This is a genomic window from Nioella sp. (assembly GCF_965215655.1).
GTDB lineage: Bacteria > Pseudomonadota > Alphaproteobacteria > Rhodobacterales > Rhodobacteraceae > Nioella.
Genome location: NZ_OZ244111.1, coordinates 719,934 through 737,605 on the forward strand (window position 1 = coordinate 719,934; position 17,672 = coordinate 737,605).

The following is a 17,672-nucleotide window of genomic DNA, read 5'->3' on the forward strand; positions in this document are numbered from 1 at the left end:
CGGGCCTACCCCAGGAACCGTTTCATGCTGCGCTCAAATACGCCGGTGAAGAAATTCAGCAGGTCCGTACCCTGGCTGGGGCGGAACTGGTGCGGGTCTTCGGACCCCATCACCAACATTGCTGGCAGGCGCCCAAGCCCAAGGTCGAGCCGCAGAATGGCCTCTGACGCGATCCAGTCGGCGGCCTCGCCATAGATGCTGGCGGCACCGGCCCCGATCTGGCGCAAGGTCACGGCCCGTTGCGGCATGTTGCGCCCGGCGGTCAGATAGTCATCGACGAAGCCTGGCGCGACCACTGTCAGCACATCTTCCAGCTTCTGGACCTTGGGGGCACTCGTTTCAGTGGCTTCCGGGCTTTCCAGAACCAGCCGGATGCGGTCCACCCGCAGGATCGCCGCCACATCGGTGCCGAGCACCTTGAGGAAATCCTCGAACTCCGCCTGATCCAGCAGTTTCAGGATCGCGCGGTGAATCTGGTTGGTGCCGGCAAGGTTTTCATAGGCCGCCGCGATCACGCTGCGATGCGTGTCTTCCAGCCGGTCCAGCCGGTTTTCCAGCCGTTCCATGGCAATGCCGCGCATATCGACGATATTGCCGCCCATCTGGCGATCATTCGCGGTGATCAGAGCCCTCATCACGTCGCGGTCATCAAGAATGAGATCCGGGTCCTGCAATACCCGTTCGCGCCAGTCTTCCAACGCGTCTGCCCTTTCGCCCATAAGTGGTCTGCCCCTTGGTGTTTTTATGGTTGGGGCAGACCTTACAACATGTTTACAGGATTTTCTGCCCTGTTTTTGCCCAGTCCTTCATAAAGGCGTCGAGCCCCTTATCCGTAAGGACGTGGTTGGCCATCGCCTTGATCACATTCGGCGGCGCGGTGGCCACATCGGCGCCGATCAGGGCGGCGTCTTTCATGTGGTTGGCAGAGCGGATCGAGGCGGCGAGGATCTGCGTCTCGAACCCGTAATTGTCATAGATCGTGCGGATATCGGCGATCAGGTCCATTCCGTCGAGGTTGATGTCATCAAGGCGCCCGATGAAGGGGGAGATATAGGTCGCGCCCGCCTTTGCGGCCAGCAGTGCCTGATTGGCCGAGAAGCACAGGGTCACGTTGGTCTGGAACCCGTCATTGGTCAGGATGTTGCAGGCTTTCAGCCCGTCCCAGGTCAGCGGCAGCTTGATGCAGATATTCTCTGCGATCTCGGCCAGCTTGCGGCCCTCTGCGATCATGGCATCGGCTTCCAGCGCCACCACCTCGGCCGAGACGGGGCCGTCGACCATGGCACAGATTTCGCGGGTCACTTCGATAATGTCGCGGCCCGATTTCAGGATCAGCGATGGGTTGGTGGTGACACCGTCGACCATCCCGATATCATTCAGCTCGGCGATGGCGTCCACTTCGGCGGAGTCGACAAAGAATTTCATTGGTCTATCCCTCAGGGGTTGATGGCGGGCTCGGGCGTGTCTTACCCCAGCTTAGACGCGGCGGAAAGCCCAACTATGATTGCGGTAACATGAGTGACATGCAGGCAGAGCAGGAATTCTTCGAGGAAGGCAGCCTTGTCGGCGTGCTGACCGCCGAACCGCTGGACCGGGTGCTGGATTACAAGGCACCCGAGGGCGGCTGCTGGATGGGGGCTTTCGTGCAGGTGCCGCTTGGGCCGCGCAAGGTGCTTGGCGTGGTCTGGGGGCCGGGGCGGGGCGATTGGGACCCGGCCAAGATCCGGTCTGTCCTGAAGGTGCTGGACGTGGCCCCGATGCGGTCCGAGATGCAGGAGTTTCTGACGCGCGTGGGGTCATACACGCTGACGCCCCTGTCGCAGATGCTGCGGCTGGCCACCCGCGCGCCGGGGCTGGCCGATCCGCCCTCGATGCGCAAGCTCTACCGGGTTGGCTATGGCGAGCCTGACCGCATGACCGACGCCCGCACCCGCGTGATTGCGGTGCTGGAGGAGTATGGCGGGGTCAGTTTCACGCTTGGCGAGTTGTCGGAAATGGCGGGCGTGACCTCCTCCGTCATCAAGGGGCTGGTGAAACAGGGCGTGGTGGAGGAATTCGACACGCCCCGCGATGCGCCCTACCTGCCGCTTGATCCGGAGCGTGACGGCAAGGAGCTGACCGAAGCACAGGCGGGGGCGGCCGTGCAGATCTGCGAGGGCATCCGCGCCGGGCGCTACGGCACCACGCTGCTGAAGGGCGTCACCGGATCGGGCAAGACGGAGGTCTATCTGGAGGCTGTAGCGGAATGCCTGCGGCAGGGGCGGCAGGCGCTTGTGCTGTTGCCCGAGATTGCCCTGACTTCCGAGTTCCTGACCCGCGTTAAGGCCCGCTTCGGCGCGGAACCCGCCGAATGGCATTCCGGCGTCACCATGACCGAGCGCCGCCGTTGCTGGCGCATGGTCGGGCAGGGGGCAGCGCAGTTGATCGTGGGCGCGCGGTCCGCGCTCTACCTGCCGTTCCGCGACCTCGGCCTGATCGTCGTCGATGAGGAGCATGACACCTCCTACAAGCAGGAGGACGGGGCGCTTTACAACGCACGGGATATGTCGGTTCTGCGGGCCTCCCTGAATGACGCGCAGGTGGTGCTAGCTTCGGCCACGCCGAGCTTGGAAAGCTGGTGGAACGCGGAGTCGGGAAAATACACGCGGATCGACCTGACCGACCGTTTCGGTCCCGCCGTGATGCCCGACATGCGGGCGATTGACATGCGGGGGGAGGACTTGCCCGGCAATCGCTGGATTTCCCCGACGCTGCAGGGCGCTGTGAGGGTTCGATTGCAAGCGGGGGAACAAGCGCTTCTGTTCCTCAACCGCCGCGGCTATGCGCCGGTCACGATCTGCCGGGCCTGCGGCGAACAGGTGGGCTGTGACCATTGCGACGCGCGGATGGTGGAGCACCGGTTTCTCAAGCGGCTGATGTGCCACCAATGCGGTGAGACGAAACCGATGCCAGCGGCCTGCCCGTCCTGCGGGGTCGAGGGCAAGATGGCAGCTGTCGGACCGGGGGTGGAGCGGCTGGCGGAGGAGGCGGCGGCGCTCTTCCCAGAGGCGAAACAGGCGGTGCTGTCCTCGGACCTGTTCGGCTCGGCCCGCGCGCTGAAGGCCCGGATCGCCGAGATTGCCGATGGTGAGACGGATATCATCATCGGTACGCAGCTGGTGGCCAAGGGGCATAATTTCCCCCGGCTGACGCTGGTCGGCGTGATCGACGCGGATCTGGGCCTGCAAGGGTCCGACCTGCGCGCGGCGGAGCGGACGTTTCAGCTGATGCGGCAGGTGGCAGGCCGGGCCGGTCGCGCGGAGAAGCCGGGAACGGCCCTGTTGCAGAGCTTTCAGCCCGATCATCCGGTGATCCGCGCGATCCTGTCCGGGGATGAGGAAGGCTTCTGGCGGGCCGAGGCCGATGAACGCCGGGCAACGGGCATGCCCCCCTTCGGGCGGCTGGCCGGGATCGTGATCTCTGCGCCCGAGGCGGCTGCGGCTTTCGATCTCGGCACCCATCTGGCGCGGTCGGATGCTCCGATCCGGGCGATCGACGGGATCGTCTACGGCCCCGCCCCGGCACCAATTGCGCGGATCAGGGGGCGGCATCGGGTGCGTTTGTTGGTGAAGGCCCCCAAAGGCGCGCCGATCCAGACTGCGCTGCGGCAATGGTTGGGGGGGCTGAAGCTGCCGAAAAACCTGCGGGTGTCGGTCGATATCGACCCGCAGAGCTTTTACTGAGGGTGTTTCGCCGCCTTCGGCGTCGACCCGCGGGGGGGATCTTCCCCCGTCGCCATTGGGCTTGAACCAATGGCGCATCCAATGGCGACCCCCCTGAGGCAGTTGGGCCAAGATGAAAGGGGGGACTTTAGCGGCCGCGAATTCTGGGATCGAGCGCGTCGCGCAAGCCATCGCCGATATAGTTCACCGATAGAACGGTCAGCGAAATGGCGAGGCCCGGCCAGATCACCCGCTCTGGGTTCCTCTGCAGCCAGTCGGTGCCGTCGAACAGCAGCCGCCCCCATGTCGGAAAATCCGACGGGAAGCCCAGGCCCAGGAAGGACAGCGCGCTTTCGGTGATGATCGCGTTGGCAATGCCGAGCGTGGCCGAGACCATGATCGGCGACAGCACATTGGGCAGCACATGGCGGGTGATCATCCTGTAGGGCGGCGTTCCGATGGATCGGGCGGCCAGAACGAATTCGCGCTCCTTCAGGGCCAGCACATCGCCGCGCACGATCCGTGCGGTCTGCATCCAGCTGGTGATGCCGATGACGAAGACGATCAGGATGAAGATACCCTTCTCCGGCCCGAACTGCGCGCGCAGCGTGTCGCGGAAGAGCATGATGATGACCAAGAGCAGCGGCAGCAGCGGCAGCGCCAGAAACAGATCGGTCAGGCGCATCAGGATGCCGTCGAGCCGTTTGAAATAGCCCGCCAGAACACCCACCAGCGTGCCCACGATCAGTGCCAGCAGCATTGCCGTCAGCCCTACCAGCAACGAGGTCTGTCCGCCCACCATGATCCGGGCCAACGTGTCGCGGCCCAACTGGTCGGTGCCCATGGGGTGGGCCCAGGACGGGCCCTGGCTGCGGGCGCGGATGTCGATATATTGCGCGTCCAGCGTCCAGAAGATCGGGCCCAGAAAGACGAAGATCAGCACGAAGATGAAGAAGGCCGCGCCGATGAGCGCCCCTTTGTGGGTCTTGAACTGGTCCCACACATCCCACCACTGGTTGCGCGGCTTCTGGTAGGTTTCCGCTTCGAGTGTGGTCAGATCAGTCATAGCGGATCCTCGGGTCAAGAATGCCGTAGAGCACGTCGGCAATCAGGTTGAAGAGCACGATAAGCACCGCGAAGATGAAGGTCAGCGTCTGCACCGTGGGAATGTCGCCCCCCTGGATGGCGCCGATCAGCAGGTGACCAAGACCGTTTACCTTGAACACCTGCTCGGTGATGATGGCGCCGCCAAAGACCTGCGGCACACCAAGCGCAATCACAGTCACCACCGGGATCATCGAGTTGCGCAAGACGTGAACCATGACCACGACGCTTTCCGTGAGACCCTTGGCGCGGGCGGTGCGCACGTAATCCTGGTTGAGGTTGTCGAGCATCGAGGCACGCATGAACCGGCTGATCTGACTGGTGATCTGCAGCGCAAGCACCATCACCGGCAGGATCATCTGCTTGAGCTGCACGACGAAGCTGTCCCAGTCCACCACCACATGGGTCGTGTCATAGACCGAGGGGAACCAGCCAAGCTGCACGGCAAAGATCACGATCACCAGAACGCCCGAGAAGAAGGGCGGTACCGAGAAGCCGACCATGGTGATGAAGGTACCGGCCTGGTCGAAGATCGAATACTGGCGATAGGCCGAATAGATGCCAATGGGCAGCGCGATCAGGATGCCGACCACGTAAGCGGTGCCGACAACCCACAGGGTCTGGGGCATGCGCTGCGCTATGATGTCGACCACCGGGCTGCGGGTCTGCCATGAGATCACGCGGGTACGGTCGCCATCGCCGATGGTCCAGCCGGTCCATTGTTCTATGAGGTTCAGAGGCTCGTTCACGAAGAACTGCTGCAGCCACAGGGCAAAGCGGATGTGGATGGGTTCATCGAGGCCGAGCGAGGCCCGGATCTCGGCCCGCACCTCTGGCGGGATGGTCAGCGGCAGGCTGGCCGTGGGATCGGACGGGGCCAGATCGAGGATCAGAAAGATGATCAGGCTTATGAACAGAAGCGTCGGGATTGCCATGAACAAGCGACGGATCGTGAAAGTCAGCATGGGCGGGCGCCTCGGTTCAGAAGTCTGTACTGTGTGGGGTCTGAGATGGGCCGCACCCCCAGAGGGATGCGGCTGCGGTTTTCAGATCGAGATCACTCGTCGATGCGATACCATTCTGCGATGTTCCACAGTTCGGAGTCCCAGTCGGACATGCGCACACCGCCGAGCGAGTTCGCATGGGCCGATACGCCACCACGGTGGATCAGCGGGATGATCGAGTAGGACTGCATCAGCATGTCGTTCATCTCGCGGGCCAGGCGGCCACGCTCTTCGAGCGGTGCGGTCTGGCTCATCTCGGTGACGAGGGCGTCATACTCTTCCGAGCAGAAGCGCTGGATGTTGGAGCCCTGCCACTGGGTGTCCGGGCCCGGGATCTCGTTACAACGCCAGTTGGCCATGTAGGCTTCGGGGTCCACACCAGCGAAGTTGTTGGTGTACATCTCGATGTCTGCATAGAACTTCTGGTAGGTGTCGGGCGAAGCCGGGTCACCGCCGAAGAACACGGACGCGTCGATGTTGCGAAGCTCGGTGTCGATGCCGATCTCGGCCCACCACTGCTTGATCAGCGCCTGGGTGTCCTGACGGACGGCGTTGGTCGAGGTCTGGTAGAGAACGCGAAGCGGCGTGCCTTCGTACTCGCGGATGCCGTCACCATCAGTGTCGACGATGCCCGCTTCATCGAGCAGCGCGTTGGCGCCGGCGATGTCCTGGGTCAGACAACCGTCATTGGCGGTGGAGGCATAGAGCGCCGGTGCGGGCAGCACGTTACAGGTGGGCTGGCCGCCTGCACCATAGCCGATTTCAACCAGCAGCGCGCGGTCGATGGCCATGGACATGGCCTGACCGATGATCGGGTTGGTCAGGAACGGGTGCGGTCCGCCTTCTGCGGTCGAGCGTGCGTCGCCAAGGGCCGGATCGGGGTTGAACTGGTTGAGGTGCAGACGCTCAACCGAGGTACCGAACGCGGTCACGACGGTGCCGATGCCGTTGGCTTCCATCTCGGCCAGAAGGGTCGGGTCGATCTGGAGGTTCCAGGCATAGTCAAACTCACCGGTTTCCAGAACCGAGCGGGCCGCAGACGCAGCGTCGCCGCCACCTTTGAACACCACGCGGGCGAAGGCCGGCTGGTCGGGGTTACGGTAGTGCTCGTTCGCGACGAAGGTGATCACGTCGTTCGGGCGGAATTCTTCCACGACGAACGGGCCGGTGCCGATCGGGCCAAAGTTGGCCTCGGTGCACTCGGGCGCGGCTGCGCCAAGGCAGTCAGCGAACTGGGCGGCCTGAATGATCGGGCTCTCGGAGCCGACGAAGGCAGTGTAGGGGAAGGGCTTGGGCGCTGCAAAGTTCACGCGAACGGTGCGGTCGTCCAGGGCTTCCACGCTTTCCACGCCGTCGAAGTAGCTGGCCTGCGCACAGCCGCCTTCGGGGTGGGTACAGTATTCCCAGGTGAACACGGCGTCATTCGCGGTCACGGGCGTACCGTCGGACCACAGCAGGCCTTCGCGCAGGGTCCAGGTGATCGAAGTCAGATCCTCGGCCACGCCACCGTTTTCAACGGTCGGGATGTCTTCGGCCATGAACGGCACAAGGTTGCCGTCGCTGTCAAAGCGCGCCATGGATTCCAGCACCAGCGAGGCGGATTCCACCTCTTTCGTGCCGCCCGAGAGATACGGGTTCAGCGTCGAAGGCGCCTGCCAGTAGATGATGTTGAGCTGGCCATCTGAGCCACGCTCGGCCATCGCGGCCATCGGGGCGAGGGCGAAAGCCGCCGCAGCCCCTAGCATGAGATGTCTTAACTTCATGTTGTCTCTCTCCTTGTTGGTCTCTTGAGCTCTTGTGACCTCATGGGTGTCGCCGTTATTCAGCGATCTCATTGGTTATACAGGTGGCAGGCAACGAAGCGGCCCGGTTCGATCTCTCGGAACTCGGGGTCTTCCTGCTTGCAGATATCCATGACCTTCGGGCAGCGGGTGCAGAAGTTGCAGCCCTGCGGCGGGTTCGACGGGCTTGGCACGTCGCCTTGCAAAATGATGCGGTTGGCGGAGTCATGCGCCGCCGGGTCGGGTTCGGGGACCGCTGACAGAAGCGCGACCGTGTAAGGGTGCTTGGGATCGTTATAGAGCCCTTCGCGCGGCGCAAGTTCCACCACCTTCCCCAGATACATCACCGCCACCCTGTCCGCGATATGGCGGACCATGGAAAGATCGTGGCTGATGAAGAGGTAGGTCAGGCCAAGTTCGGATTGCAGGTCTTCCAGCAGGTTCACCACCTGCGCCTGGATCGACACGTCAAGCGCTGCAATCGGCTCGTCGCAGACGATGAATTTGGGGTTCAGCGCCAGGGCGCGGGCGATCCCGATGCGCTGACGCTGGCCGCCGGAAAACTCATGCGGGTAGCGGTTGGCGAAATCGCGGTTCAGACCCACGGCATCCATCAGCTCATAGATGCGCTCCAGCCGTTCGGCTTTGGACTTGTTGGTATGCTCGCGCAGCGGCTCGCCGATGATATCGGCCACCGACATGCGCGGGTTAAGGCTGGCCTGAGGATCCTGAAAGACCATCTGCATGACCGGACGCATCTTGCGCAGCCCGCTTTGCGATGTGGTCGAGATATCGGTGCCATCGACCTCGATTGTACCGGCTGTCGGATCGTAAAGCCGCAGCACCGCGCGCCCGCAGGTGGATTTGCCACAGCCGGATTCCCCCACGAGGCCAAGCGTCTCGCCCTCGTAGATGTCAAAGCTGACGTCATCCACCGCCTTCACGTCGCCCGTGTGGCGGCGCAGCAGACCGGTATGGATGGGGAAATACATCTTCAGCCCGTTGACCGAGACGAGTTTCTTGCGCTGAGCCGTATCAAACATCGCGTGCGCCTCCGGTCTCGGGGTCCCAGAAACAGGCCACGTCATGTACAGGGCCAACCGGGTAGCGCGAAGGGTTCTCCCGCGCACAGCGGTCAAACGCCTTGTCGCAGCGGTCGCGGAACGGGCAGGCCGTGGGGTGGGCGCGCAGGATCGGGGGCTGACCTTCGATCACCTCCAGCCGCTCGGCCCGTACACCACGTACATGCGGCACGGTTTCCAGCAGGGCGCGGGTGTAAGGGTGCTTGGGGTTGGCGAAAAGTTCGCGCACGGGTGCATGTTCCACCACCTGCCCTCCATACATGACCAGCACCCGGTCCGCGATGCCGGCAATGACGCCGAGGTCATGGGTGATCCAGACCACGGCCATGCCAAGCTTGTCGCGCAGGTCCTTCATCAGTTCGAGTATCTGCGCCTGGATGGTCACGTCGAGTGCGGTCGTCGGTTCGTCCGCGATCAGCACCTTGGGGTCGCAGGCCAGCGCGATGGCAATCATCACCCGTTGACGCATGCCGCCGGAAAACTGGTGCGGATAATCCTTCAGCCGTCGTTCCGCATCCGGGATGCCGACCAGTTCCAGCAGTTCCTTGGCCCGCACCCGCGCCTTGGCCTTGGACATGCCCATATGCTTGCGCAGCGGTTCCATCAGCTGGAAGCCGACGTTGAACACGGGGTTCAGCGAGGTCATCGGGTCCTGAAAGACAAACCCGATCCGGGCACCACGAACGGCGCGCAGTTGGTCGTCGGTCGCGGTCAGCAGATCCTGACCTTCAAACATGACGCCCGCACCGGTCACCACCGCCGGAGGCGCCGGAACCAGCCCGATAAGGGACATCATTGTCACGGATTTTCCAGAACCGCTTTCCCCGACAACGCCCAGAAGCTCCCCTGCCTTCAGGCTGAAGCTGACATTGTTCACAGCGTGGACTTCCCCACGCCGGGTTTTGAATACGGTCTTGAGGTCCTTGACATCAAGGACGGAGGGCTGTGCCCCATCAAGCATCACCAGACGCTCCTCACCGGTTGGACATCGCCCCGCCTCTGCCGGGCGGGTGCGTTCATTCCCGTCACGGTATCAGGAATTTCCCCCCTCGCAAGCGCTTTGAGGATGACCTTGGGTTCGGTTTTGACCATTCGGGCAAAATTTGAGCATTTGTCGAGGGTGGGCTTGACGGGCTGGCAGGGTAGGAAGAGGCTCGGGCGGGAAGCACAAAGGAACCTGCCCATGCCCGCCGAGATGAACTCCCGCGACCTTCTCGAAAAGCTCGTTTCATTTCCGACAGTTAGCCGCGACAGCAACCTAGACCTGATTGATTGGGCAGAGACCTGGCTGACCGGGCTCGGGGCACGCTGTTTCCGCGACTACAATGAGGATCGGACCAAGGCGAGCCTCTATGCGCATATCGGTCCTGACATCGAGGGTGGCGTCATTCTGTCGGGTCATACCGACGTTGTGCCGGTGGACGGTCAGAACTGGTCAACCGATCCGTTCACTGTTGTCGAGAAGGACGGAAAGCTCTTCGGGCGCGGTTGTTGCGACATGAAGGGCTTCGATGCGCTGGCCATGGCGGCGATGGCGAAGGCGTCGAAGCTGTCGCTGAAAAAGCCGCTGCAAATCTGCCTCTCCCGCGATGAGGAAATCGGCTGTACAGGCGCGCCACCCATGATCCGGCACATGCAGGGCACCCTGCCGAAAGCACAATTGGCGATCATCGGGGAACCCACGATGATGCAGGTCGTGACCGGCCATAAGGGGGGAATCGGTTACGACACCCATCTGCGCGGGTTCGAGGTGCACAGTTCCATGATCGACGATGGCGTCTCCGCGATCATGGAGGGCGCCAAGCTGATCGACTGGGCCAATAAGATGAATGACGAGAATCGGGCGAAGGTGCCCCAGGGCGCCGACGCGCTGTTCGAGCCGCCCTTCACCACGCTGCATGTGGGTATGATCGAGGGTGGGACCGCGCATAACATCACCGCCAAGGATTGCCGCTTCGTCATGTCCTTCCGCTGCGTGCCGGGGGAATCGATGGACGAATGGGGCGCGCGCTACGAAGCGGAGGTGCGGGCGCTGGAGGCGAAGATGCAGAAAGTGCACCCGTCATGCTTTATCCAGATTGACCGCCGTTGGGACGTGCCGGGACTGAAGCCCGAAGAAAACGGCGCGGCGGAGGAGCTTGTCCGCCGCCTGACCGGCGACAACGCCACCCATGTGGTCAGCTACGGCACCGAAGCCGGGCAGTTCCAGCACGGCGGCTATTCCGCCGTGGTCTGTGGCCCCGGTAACATCGCGCAGGCGCATCAGCCGAATGAATTCATCACCGTTGAACAATTCGAGGCCGGGGAACGCTTCATGGACCGGTTGCTGGAGACGCTCTGCCAATGACGGTCTTCCCGCTTGGCCTGCACCGGCCCGTGGAACATGCAGGACCGCCGCCGGATTCGGCGGATATCGTTGTCATCGGTGGTGGCGTCATCGGGGTGATGACGGCCTATTACCTTGCTGAGAAGGGGCTCAGACCGGTCGTTCTGGAAAAAGGCCGGGTCGCGGCGGAACAGAGCAGCCGCAACTGGGGGTGGGTCCGCCAGCAGGGGCGCGACCCTGCGGAACTGCCGATCATGATGGAGGCGAACCGGCTCTGGAAGGAACTGGCAACCGAGGTTGGTGAGGATCTGGGCCTGAAGCAATGCGGGCTGACCTATCTCGCCAAGAGTGAGACCGAGATGGCGGGCTTTCAGGGTTGGCTCGACGATGTGGCAGGGTCGGGCGTGGACAGCCGCTTGCTGAGCGCGCGTGAGACCGCCGATCTGCTTCCCGGCGGCAGCACGCCCTGGGCCGGTGCCTTGCATACGCCGAGCGACATGAAGGCCGAGCCCTGGATCGCCGTTCCTGCGCTGGCGCGCGCGGCCGTGCGCAAGGGCGCGGTGATCGTGGAAAACTGCGCCGCGCGACTGGTGGATGTCGCAGGCGGCAAGGTTGCGGGCGTTATCACCGAACAGGGCCGCATCCGCGCGCCCGAGGTGGTGGTCGCGGGGGGCGCGTGGTCATCGCTGCTGCTGCGCCAGCATGGCATCCGCATCCCGCAACTGTCGGTCAAGGCCACGGTCGTGGCGACAAAGGCGCTGCCGGATGTGCATGGCGGTGGTGCGACGGGGCAGAGCCTTGCTTTCCGCAGGCGCGATGATGGCGGCTACACGCTGGCCAATGGCGGCTTTCACGAGATTTTCCTGGGTTGGGATGCGTTCCGCCATGTGCCGAAATACCTGCCACAACTGCGCCGCGATCCGTGGGGGCGGGTGTATCATCCGGTGTCGCCACGCGGCTATCCCGACGGCTGGACCACCCCGCGCGTCTGGCGCGATGTGGACGAAACCCCGTTCGAACGGATGCGCGTTCTGAACCCCGCGCCCCATGGCAAGACGGTCGCGCGCCTGTTGCGCGGCTTTGAACAGGAGTTTCCAGCGCTTGGCCGGGTCGAGGGCGCGCTGGCCTGGGCGGGCATGATCGACACGATGCCCGATATCGTGCCCGTGGTGGACCGTGCCGCCAGTTTGCCTGGCCTGTCCATTTGCACGGGCATGTGCGGACATGGCTTCGGGATCGGGCCGGGATTTGGGCGGGTGATGGCCTCGATGATCGCCGGGGAAGACGTGGGCCACGACCTGTCCCGCTTCCGCCTGGATCGCTTCTCGGATGGGTCGCGGATCGAACTTGGCCCGGACATCTGACGCGACGTGCCGTCAGTTTGGCGGTCTGCCCCCTTGCCGGGATTTGAACAATCGGTCAGGTTTCGCCTGACCCCTTCATTGCTTTGGTAAGGAATCTGCGAATGCCCGTGAAGAATCGTCTTGCCGAATTGCTGCCCGAGATCACCGAGTGGCGCCGCGACCTGCATGAGAACCCCGAGATTCTCTACGACCTGCCGCGCACCACGGCGCTGGTCGAGGAAAAGCTGAAAGCATTCGGTTGCGACGAGGTTGTTCCGGGCGTGGGCCGGTCCGGGGTGATCGGCGTCATCAAGGGCAAGTCGGATACCAAGGGCCGCGTGATTGGGCTGCGCGCTGACATGGACGCGCTGCCGATGGATGAAAAGACCGGGCTGCCCTATACTTCCAAAACGCCCGGAAAGATGCATGCCTGCGGCCATGACGGGCATACGGCGATGCTGCTTGGGGCCGCGAAATACCTCGCTGAGACGCGGAATTTCGATGGCACCGTGGTGCTGATCTTCCAGCCCGCCGAGGAAGGCGGGGCCGGCGGAAAGGCCATGGTGGACGACGGCATGATGGAACGGTGGGGCATTCAGGAAGTTTACGGGATGCACAACGAACCGGGCCTGCCTGTGGGCGAGTTCGGCGTCAGCCCCGGCCCGATCATGGCCGCCGCCGACGAGATCGAGATCGTGATCCGGGGCCGGGGCGGCCATGCCGCGCAGCCCCATAACGTGATCGACCCGGTTCCCGCCGCCTGCGCCACCGTAATGGCGCTGCAAACCGTGGCCAGCCGCAACGTGGACCCGATCAAGTCCGTCGTGGTGTCGATCTGCGTGATGGCCACCGAAAGCGCGGCAACCAACGTCATCGACGACACGGTGCGGCTGGCGGGCACGATCCGCACGCTCGATGAAGAGGTGCGCGATATGGCCGAGGTGCGCATCATCGAGATCGTGAACGCCACCGCCGCCGCCTATGGCTGCACCGCTGAAATTCACTATGAACGCGGCTACCCTGTGACCGTGAACCACGAGGAAAACGCCGAGATTGCCGCTGAGGTTGCCCGCGCCGTGGCAGGCGAAACCCGCGTCCGCTATGGCCGTCCGCCGCGCATGGGGGCCGAGGATTTCAGCTACATGCTGCGCGCCCGGCCCGGGGCCTTCATCAATATCGGCAATGGCGATACCAAGAAGGTTCACCACCCCGAGTACAATTTCAACGACGAGGCGATCCCTTACGGATGCAGCTTCTTCGCCGAAATCGTCGAACGACGAATGCCCGCCTAACAGGAGATCGCGCCATGCCCGTGAAGAACAGCCTCGCCGAAATGCAGCCCGAAATCGCGGGCTGGCGCCGCCACCTGCACCAGCACCCCGAGCTGATGTACGAGGTGCATGAAACCGCCGCTTTCGTCGTGGATCGGCTGAAAGAGATGGGGGTGACCGATGTGACGCCGGGCATCGGCAAGACCGGGGTAGTGGCCGTCATCAAGGGCAAGACCGACTCCAAAGGCCGGGTGATCGGGCTGCGCGCCGATATGGATGCGCTGCCGATCCACGAGGCATCGGGTGTGGACTATGCCTCGACCGTTCCGGGCAAGATGCATGCCTGCGGCCATGACGGGCATACCTCGATCCTGCTCGGGACCGCGAAATATCTGGCTGAGACGCGGAATTTCGACGGCACCGTGGTGCTGATTTTCCAGCCCGCGGAGGAAGGCGGCGCAGGCGGCAAGGCCATGTGCGAGGACGGGCTGATGGACCGGTGGGGCATTCAGGAGGTCTATGGCCTGCACAACATGCCCGGCCTGCCCACGGGTGAGTTTGCAATCCGCCCCGGCGCGCTACTGGCCTCGTCCGATGAATTCGAGATCGTCGTGACCGGCAAGGGCGGCCATGCAGCTGCTCCGCATCACGCGATCGACACGACGCTGGTTGCCTCGCAAATCGTGGTCAGCCTGCATTCCATCGTGTCGCGCAATGTCGACCCGATCAAACGCGTGGTGCTGACCGTGGGCACCTTCGATACCGACAGCACCGCGTCCAACGTCATCGCCCATACCGCGCGGCTGAACGGCACCGTGCGCACGCTCGACCCCGAATACCGGGCGATGGCTGAGGAACGCGTGCGCCAGGTGGCGGAATCCACCGCTGCCGCCTTCGGGGCCAAGGCCGAGGTCATCTGGACGCCGGGCTACCCGGCCACGATCAACCACGAGGAGGAAACCCGCCACGCCGCCGAGGCTGCCGCCGCCGTCGCGGGCCGGGTCGTCGACAATGTCGATCCGATCATGCCCTCCGAGGATTTCGCCTACATGCTGGAAGAACGCCCCGGCGCCTATATCTTCCTTGGCAATGGCGACACGGCCATGTGCCACCACCCCGCCTATGTTTTCGACGACGACGCGATCCCTGCCGGGTGCAGCTTCTTCGCCGAGCTCGTCGAACGCCGCATGCCGGCGCAATAGACCGAAACTGGAGAGAGAGAATGCCCGTCAAGAACCGCTTCGCGGAACTGCTGCCCGAAATCACCGAATGGCGGCGCGATATTCATGAGAATCCCGAAATCCTGTTCGAAACCCACCGGACCTCTGCCCTTGTGGCCGAGAAGCTGACTGAATTCGGCTGCGACGAGATCGTGACCGGCATCGGGCGCACTGGGGTTGTCGGGGTCATCAAGGGCAAGTCCGACAGCAAGGGCCGCGTCATCGGTCTGCGCGCCGATATGGACGCGCTGCCGATGGATGAGGAAACCGGGCTACCCTACGCCTCGAAGACAGCGGGCGCGATGCATGCTTGTGGCCATGACGGGCACACTGCGATGCTGCTCGGGGCCGCGAAATACCTCTCTGAGACCCGCAACTTTGACGGTACGGTCGTGGTCATCTTCCAGCCCGCCGAAGAAGGCGGCGGCGGCGGCAAGGAGATGTGCGACGATGGCATGATGGACCGGTGGGGTATTCAGGAGGTCTATGGGATGCATAACTGGCCGGGCCAGCCCGTCGGCAAGTTTGCCATCCGCTCCGGCGCGTTCTTTGCGGCCACGGACCTGTTTGAGATTACCGTGACGGGTCGCGGCGGTCATGGCGCGAAACCGCAGGAAACCATCGACCCAACCGTGACGGCGGCGCAGGTGGTGACGATGCTGCAAACCATCGCCAGCCGCAATGCCGACCCGGTGGAAAACATCGTGGTGTCCGTGACATCTATAGAAAGCAGCTCCAAAGCGTTCAACGTGATCCCGCAAAGCGTGCATCTGAAAGGCACCGTGCGTACCATGTCGCCCGAGATGCGCGACCTTGCCGAGACGCGCCTGACCGCCATTGCGGAACAAGTCAGCGCCGCCATGGGCGGAAGCGCAGACGTGCGTTATCAGCGCAACTATCCGGTGATGGTGAACCACCCCGAGCAGACCGAATTCGCCGCCGAGGTCGCCCGCGCCGTTTCCGGTGATTGTGACGAGGCGCCGCTGGTCATGGGCGGCGAGGATTTCGCCTTCATGCTGGAGGAACGCCCCGGCGCCTATATCCTCGTTGGCAATGGCGATACCGCCGCCGTCCACCACCCGGAATACAACTTCACGGATGAGGCAATTCCGGCAGGCTGCAGCTGGTGGGCCGAGATCGTGGAACGCCGGATGCCGGCGGCCTGACGCGCATGTGGGAGGACCGATACAGATCGGCCGGGGACTACCTGTTCGGTATCGCCCCTGCCGGGTTCCTGACCGACAACCCCGGCTGGATGCAGGCGGGGCAGCGCGCGCTTTGCGTCGCGGATGGCGAGGGGCGCAATTCCGTCCACCTGGCTGAGCGCGGGCTCGACGTGACCGCATTCGACATGGCCCCGACCGCGGTGGAACGGGGCCGGGCCCTGGCGGCTGCGAAGGGTGTGGTTGTGGACTACCATGTTTCGGACTGGGTCGGGTGGGACTGGTCTCAGACCTATGATCTGGTGGTCGCGATTTTCATCCAGTTCGCCGATCCCGCCGCCCGGGTGGGTCAGTTCGCGAATCTGCGCCGTGCGGTGGCCCCGGGGGGGGTGCTGATGCTGCATGGATACACGCCGGATCAGGTCGACTATGGCACTGGCGGGCCGGGCAACCGGGCGCATATGTACACAGCCGATCTGTTGCGAGAGGCGTTCGGGGACTGGCAGGTGGAGCGGCTCGCCGCCTATGAACGCGATGTTCAGGAGGGCAAAGGCCACGCGGGCCGCTCGGCCCTGATCGACCTTATCGCCCGCAACCTGGGCTGATCAGCCGCCGGTGTGGCTCATGTGGCGGGTCATCTGGCCGTCCACCTTCTGCCGGGAATAGTCGAAATCATGGCCCTTGGGCTTGTGCGCAATGGCGGCGCGAATGGCCTCTTCCAGCACCGCATTATCAGGCGATGCCCTGAGCGGCGCGCGCAGATCGGCCATGTCTTCCTGACCGAGACACATGTAAAGCTCACCCGTGCAGGTCAGACGCACCCGGTTGCAGCTTTCACAGAAATTATGGGTAAGCGGCGTGATGAAGCCGATCTTCTGCCCGGTTTCTTCAATCTTAACGTAGCGGGCCGGTCCGCCGGAGCGTTCGGCCAGATCGGTCAGCGTGTAGCGTTCCGCCAAACGTGCGCGCAGATCCTTGAGGCTCCAATACTGGTCCAGCCGGTCTTCGTTGCCGAGGTCACCCATGGGCATGACCTCGATCCAGGTCAGGTCCATGTCGCGGCTGGCACACCAGTCCTGAATGGTGAACAGCTCCTCTTCGTTGAAGCCCTTCAGCGCCACCGCGTTGATCTTGACCCGCAGACCCGCCTTCTGGGCCGCGTCGATGCCGTTCAGCACCTGCGGCAGGCGGCCCCAACGGGTGATGTCGGCGAATTTCTTCTCGTCCAGCGTGTCGAGCGAGATATTTACCCGCCGCACGCCCGCAGCGTAAAGCTGATCGGCGAAGCGCGCCAACTGGCTGCCATTGGTGGTCAGCGTCAGTTCCCGCAACGCGCCGCTGTCCAGATGCCGTGTCATGGACTCGAAAAAGGTCATGATCCCCTTGCGCACCAGCGGTTCGCCCCCGGTGATCCGCAGTTTCTTCACCCCAAGCCGGATGAAGGTCGAACACATGCGGTCCAGTTCTTCCAGCGTCAGAAGCTCCTTCTTTGGAAGGAAGGTCATGTTTTCGGACATGCAATAGACGCAGCGGAAATCGCAGCGGTCGGTGACCGAGACGCGCAGATAGTCGATGGCGCGGGCGAACGGGTCGATCAGGGGGGCGGGCGTATCCATATTGAGAAGGTAGTTTGCACGGGCAGGCGCGGCAAGCGTTGATGCGTGCGATTTTTGCGCC

At 63.5% G+C, this 17,672-nt stretch carries 15 protein-coding genes; 7 read left to right on the forward strand and 8 right to left on the reverse strand.

Translation table 11 applies throughout. The features are described 5' to 3' along the window. Window positions 1-5 precede the first annotated feature (5 nt). Together ACOOEX_RS03745 and fsa are read right to left on the reverse strand one after the other, a co-directional pair. Window positions 6-719 carry a DUF484 family protein gene (locus ACOOEX_RS03745; protein ID WP_306045032.1) on the reverse strand — a complete coding sequence of 238 codons (714 nt, stop codon included), beginning with the start codon at window positions 717-719 and terminating at the stop codon, window positions 6-8. Window positions 720-771: 52 nt separating this feature from the next. Then, the gene (gene fsa / locus ACOOEX_RS03750; RefSeq protein WP_420397181.1) at window positions 772-1,425 is read right to left on the reverse strand and encodes a fructose-6-phosphate aldolase; all 654 of its coding nucleotides are present in this window, start codon (window positions 1,423-1,425) and stop codon (window positions 772-774) included. An 89-nt stretch (window positions 1,426-1,514) separates the two neighbouring features. On the opposite strand from fsa, the gene ACOOEX_RS03755 reads away from it, so the two are divergent. After that, window positions 1,515-3,722 carry a primosomal protein N' gene (locus tag ACOOEX_RS03755; RefSeq protein WP_420397182.1) on the forward strand — a complete coding sequence of 736 codons (2,208 nt, stop codon included), beginning with the start codon at window positions 1,515-1,517 and terminating at the stop codon, window positions 3,720-3,722. Between the two features lie 127 nt (window positions 3,723-3,849). Here ACOOEX_RS03755 and ACOOEX_RS03760 read toward each other — a convergent pair whose 3' ends face one another. The 5 genes from ACOOEX_RS03760 to ACOOEX_RS03780 all read right to left on the reverse strand — a co-directional run bounded on the left by ACOOEX_RS03760 (window position 3,850) and on the right by ACOOEX_RS03780 (window position 9,633). Next, window positions 3,850-4,767 (reverse strand): ABC transporter permease, encoded by a 918-nt coding sequence (locus tag ACOOEX_RS03760; RefSeq protein WP_420397183.1) that lies wholly within the window; start codon window positions 4,765-4,767, stop codon window positions 3,850-3,852. Then, window positions 4,760-5,770, reverse strand: a complete 1,011-nt coding sequence (locus tag ACOOEX_RS03765) for an ABC transporter permease (protein WP_071688791.1) — start codon at window positions 5,768-5,770, stop codon at window positions 4,760-4,762. Before ACOOEX_RS03765 ends, ACOOEX_RS03760 begins: the two co-directional genes overlap by 8 nt. Before the next feature lie 92 nt (window positions 5,771-5,862). After that, window positions 5,863-7,572 carry a peptide ABC transporter substrate-binding protein gene (locus ACOOEX_RS03770; RefSeq protein WP_420397184.1) on the reverse strand — a complete coding sequence of 570 codons (1,710 nt, stop codon included), beginning with the start codon at window positions 7,570-7,572 and terminating at the stop codon, window positions 5,863-5,865. A gap of 68 nt (window positions 7,573-7,640) precedes the next feature. Then, entirely contained in the window at window positions 7,641-8,633 is a 993-nt protein-coding gene (locus ACOOEX_RS03775) for an ABC transporter ATP-binding protein (RefSeq protein WP_420397185.1), read from the reverse strand. Continuing rightward, entirely contained in the window at window positions 8,626-9,633 is a 1,008-nt protein-coding gene (locus tag ACOOEX_RS03780) for an ABC transporter ATP-binding protein (protein WP_420397186.1), read from the reverse strand. Before ACOOEX_RS03780 ends, ACOOEX_RS03775 begins: the two co-directional genes overlap by 8 nt. Window positions 9,634-9,855: 222 nt before the next feature. Here ACOOEX_RS03780 and argE point away from each other — a divergent pair, with 222 nt between their 5' ends. From argE to ACOOEX_RS03810, 6 genes are all read left to right on the forward strand, one after another. Then, window positions 9,856-11,019 (forward strand): acetylornithine deacetylase, encoded by a 1,164-nt coding sequence (gene argE, locus ACOOEX_RS03785; RefSeq protein WP_420397187.1) that lies wholly within the window; start codon window positions 9,856-9,858, stop codon window positions 11,017-11,019. After that, window positions 11,016-12,362: an NAD(P)/FAD-dependent oxidoreductase gene (locus ACOOEX_RS03790; RefSeq protein ID WP_420397188.1), complete on the forward strand. Its 1,347-nt coding sequence runs from the start codon at window positions 11,016-11,018 to the stop codon at window positions 12,360-12,362. Before argE ends, ACOOEX_RS03790 begins: the two co-directional genes overlap by 4 nt. 101 nt (window positions 12,363-12,463) lie before the next feature. Continuing rightward, on the forward strand, window positions 12,464-13,633 hold the full coding sequence (locus ACOOEX_RS03795) for a M20 aminoacylase family protein (protein ID WP_420397189.1): 1,170 nt from the start codon (window positions 12,464-12,466) through the stop codon (window positions 13,631-13,633). Window positions 13,634-13,647: 14 nt separating this feature from the next. Then, the gene (locus ACOOEX_RS03800; protein ID WP_420397190.1) at window positions 13,648-14,814 is read left to right on the forward strand and encodes a M20 aminoacylase family protein; all 1,167 of its coding nucleotides are present in this window, start codon (window positions 13,648-13,650) and stop codon (window positions 14,812-14,814) included. Between the two features lie 20 nt (window positions 14,815-14,834). Continuing rightward, window positions 14,835-15,998, forward strand: a complete 1,164-nt coding sequence (locus tag ACOOEX_RS03805) for a M20 aminoacylase family protein (RefSeq protein WP_420397191.1) — start codon at window positions 14,835-14,837, stop codon at window positions 15,996-15,998. A 5-nt stretch (window positions 15,999-16,003) separates the two neighbouring features. Continuing rightward, entirely contained in the window at window positions 16,004-16,600 is a 597-nt protein-coding gene (locus ACOOEX_RS03810; RefSeq protein WP_420397192.1) for a class I SAM-dependent methyltransferase, read from the forward strand. Here the strand turns inward: ACOOEX_RS03810 and moaA are convergent, their stop codons facing one another. Next, entirely contained in the window at window positions 16,601-17,611 is a 1,011-nt protein-coding gene (gene moaA / locus ACOOEX_RS03815; RefSeq protein ID WP_420397193.1) for a GTP 3',8-cyclase MoaA, read from the reverse strand. Window positions 17,612-17,672: the final 61 nt, after the last annotated feature.

What these genes read in the sequence shown, in the direction of transcription:
- ACOOEX_RS03755 (WP_420397182.1), top strand. Translation starts at nt 1,515, where the DNA reads ATGAGTGACATGCAGGCAGAGCAGGAATTCTTCGAGGAAGGCAGCCTT.
- ACOOEX_RS03790 (WP_420397188.1), top strand. Translation starts at nt 11,016, where the DNA reads ATGACGGTCTTCCCGCTTGGCCTGCACCGGCCCGTGGAACATGCAGGA.
- fsa (WP_420397181.1), bottom strand. Translation starts at nt 1,425, where the DNA reads ATGAAATTCTTTGTCGACTCCGCCGAAGTGGACGCCATCGCCGAGCTG.
- ACOOEX_RS03775 (WP_420397185.1), bottom strand. Translation starts at nt 8,633, where the DNA reads ATGTTTGATACGGCTCAGCGCAAGAAACTCGTCTCGGTCAACGGGCTG.
- ACOOEX_RS03765 (WP_071688791.1), bottom strand. Translation starts at nt 5,770, where the DNA reads ATGCTGACTTTCACGATCCGTCGCTTGTTCATGGCAATCCCGACGCTT.
- moaA (WP_420397193.1), bottom strand. Translation starts at nt 17,611, where the DNA reads ATGGATACGCCCGCCCCCCTGATCGACCCGTTCGCCCGCGCCATCGAC.
- ACOOEX_RS03805 (WP_420397191.1), top strand. Translation starts at nt 14,835, where the DNA reads ATGCCCGTCAAGAACCGCTTCGCGGAACTGCTGCCCGAAATCACCGAA.
- ACOOEX_RS03760 (WP_420397183.1), bottom strand. Translation starts at nt 4,767, where the DNA reads ATGACTGATCTGACCACACTCGAAGCGGAAACCTACCAGAAGCCGCGC.
- ACOOEX_RS03780 (WP_420397186.1), bottom strand. Translation starts at nt 9,633, where the DNA reads ATGCTTGATGGGGCACAGCCCTCCGTCCTTGATGTCAAGGACCTCAAG.
- ACOOEX_RS03800 (WP_420397190.1), top strand. Translation starts at nt 13,648, where the DNA reads ATGCCCGTGAAGAACAGCCTCGCCGAAATGCAGCCCGAAATCGCGGGC.
- ACOOEX_RS03745 (WP_306045032.1), bottom strand. Translation starts at nt 719, where the DNA reads ATGGGCGAAAGGGCAGACGCGTTGGAAGACTGGCGCGAACGGGTATTG.
- argE (WP_420397187.1), top strand. Translation starts at nt 9,856, where the DNA reads ATGCCCGCCGAGATGAACTCCCGCGACCTTCTCGAAAAGCTCGTTTCA.
- ACOOEX_RS03770 (WP_420397184.1), bottom strand. Translation starts at nt 7,572, where the DNA reads ATGAAGTTAAGACATCTCATGCTAGGGGCTGCGGCGGCTTTCGCCCTC.
- ACOOEX_RS03795 (WP_420397189.1), top strand. Translation starts at nt 12,464, where the DNA reads ATGCCCGTGAAGAATCGTCTTGCCGAATTGCTGCCCGAGATCACCGAG.
- ACOOEX_RS03810 (WP_420397192.1), top strand. Translation starts at nt 16,004, where the DNA reads ATGTGGGAGGACCGATACAGATCGGCCGGGGACTACCTGTTCGGTATC.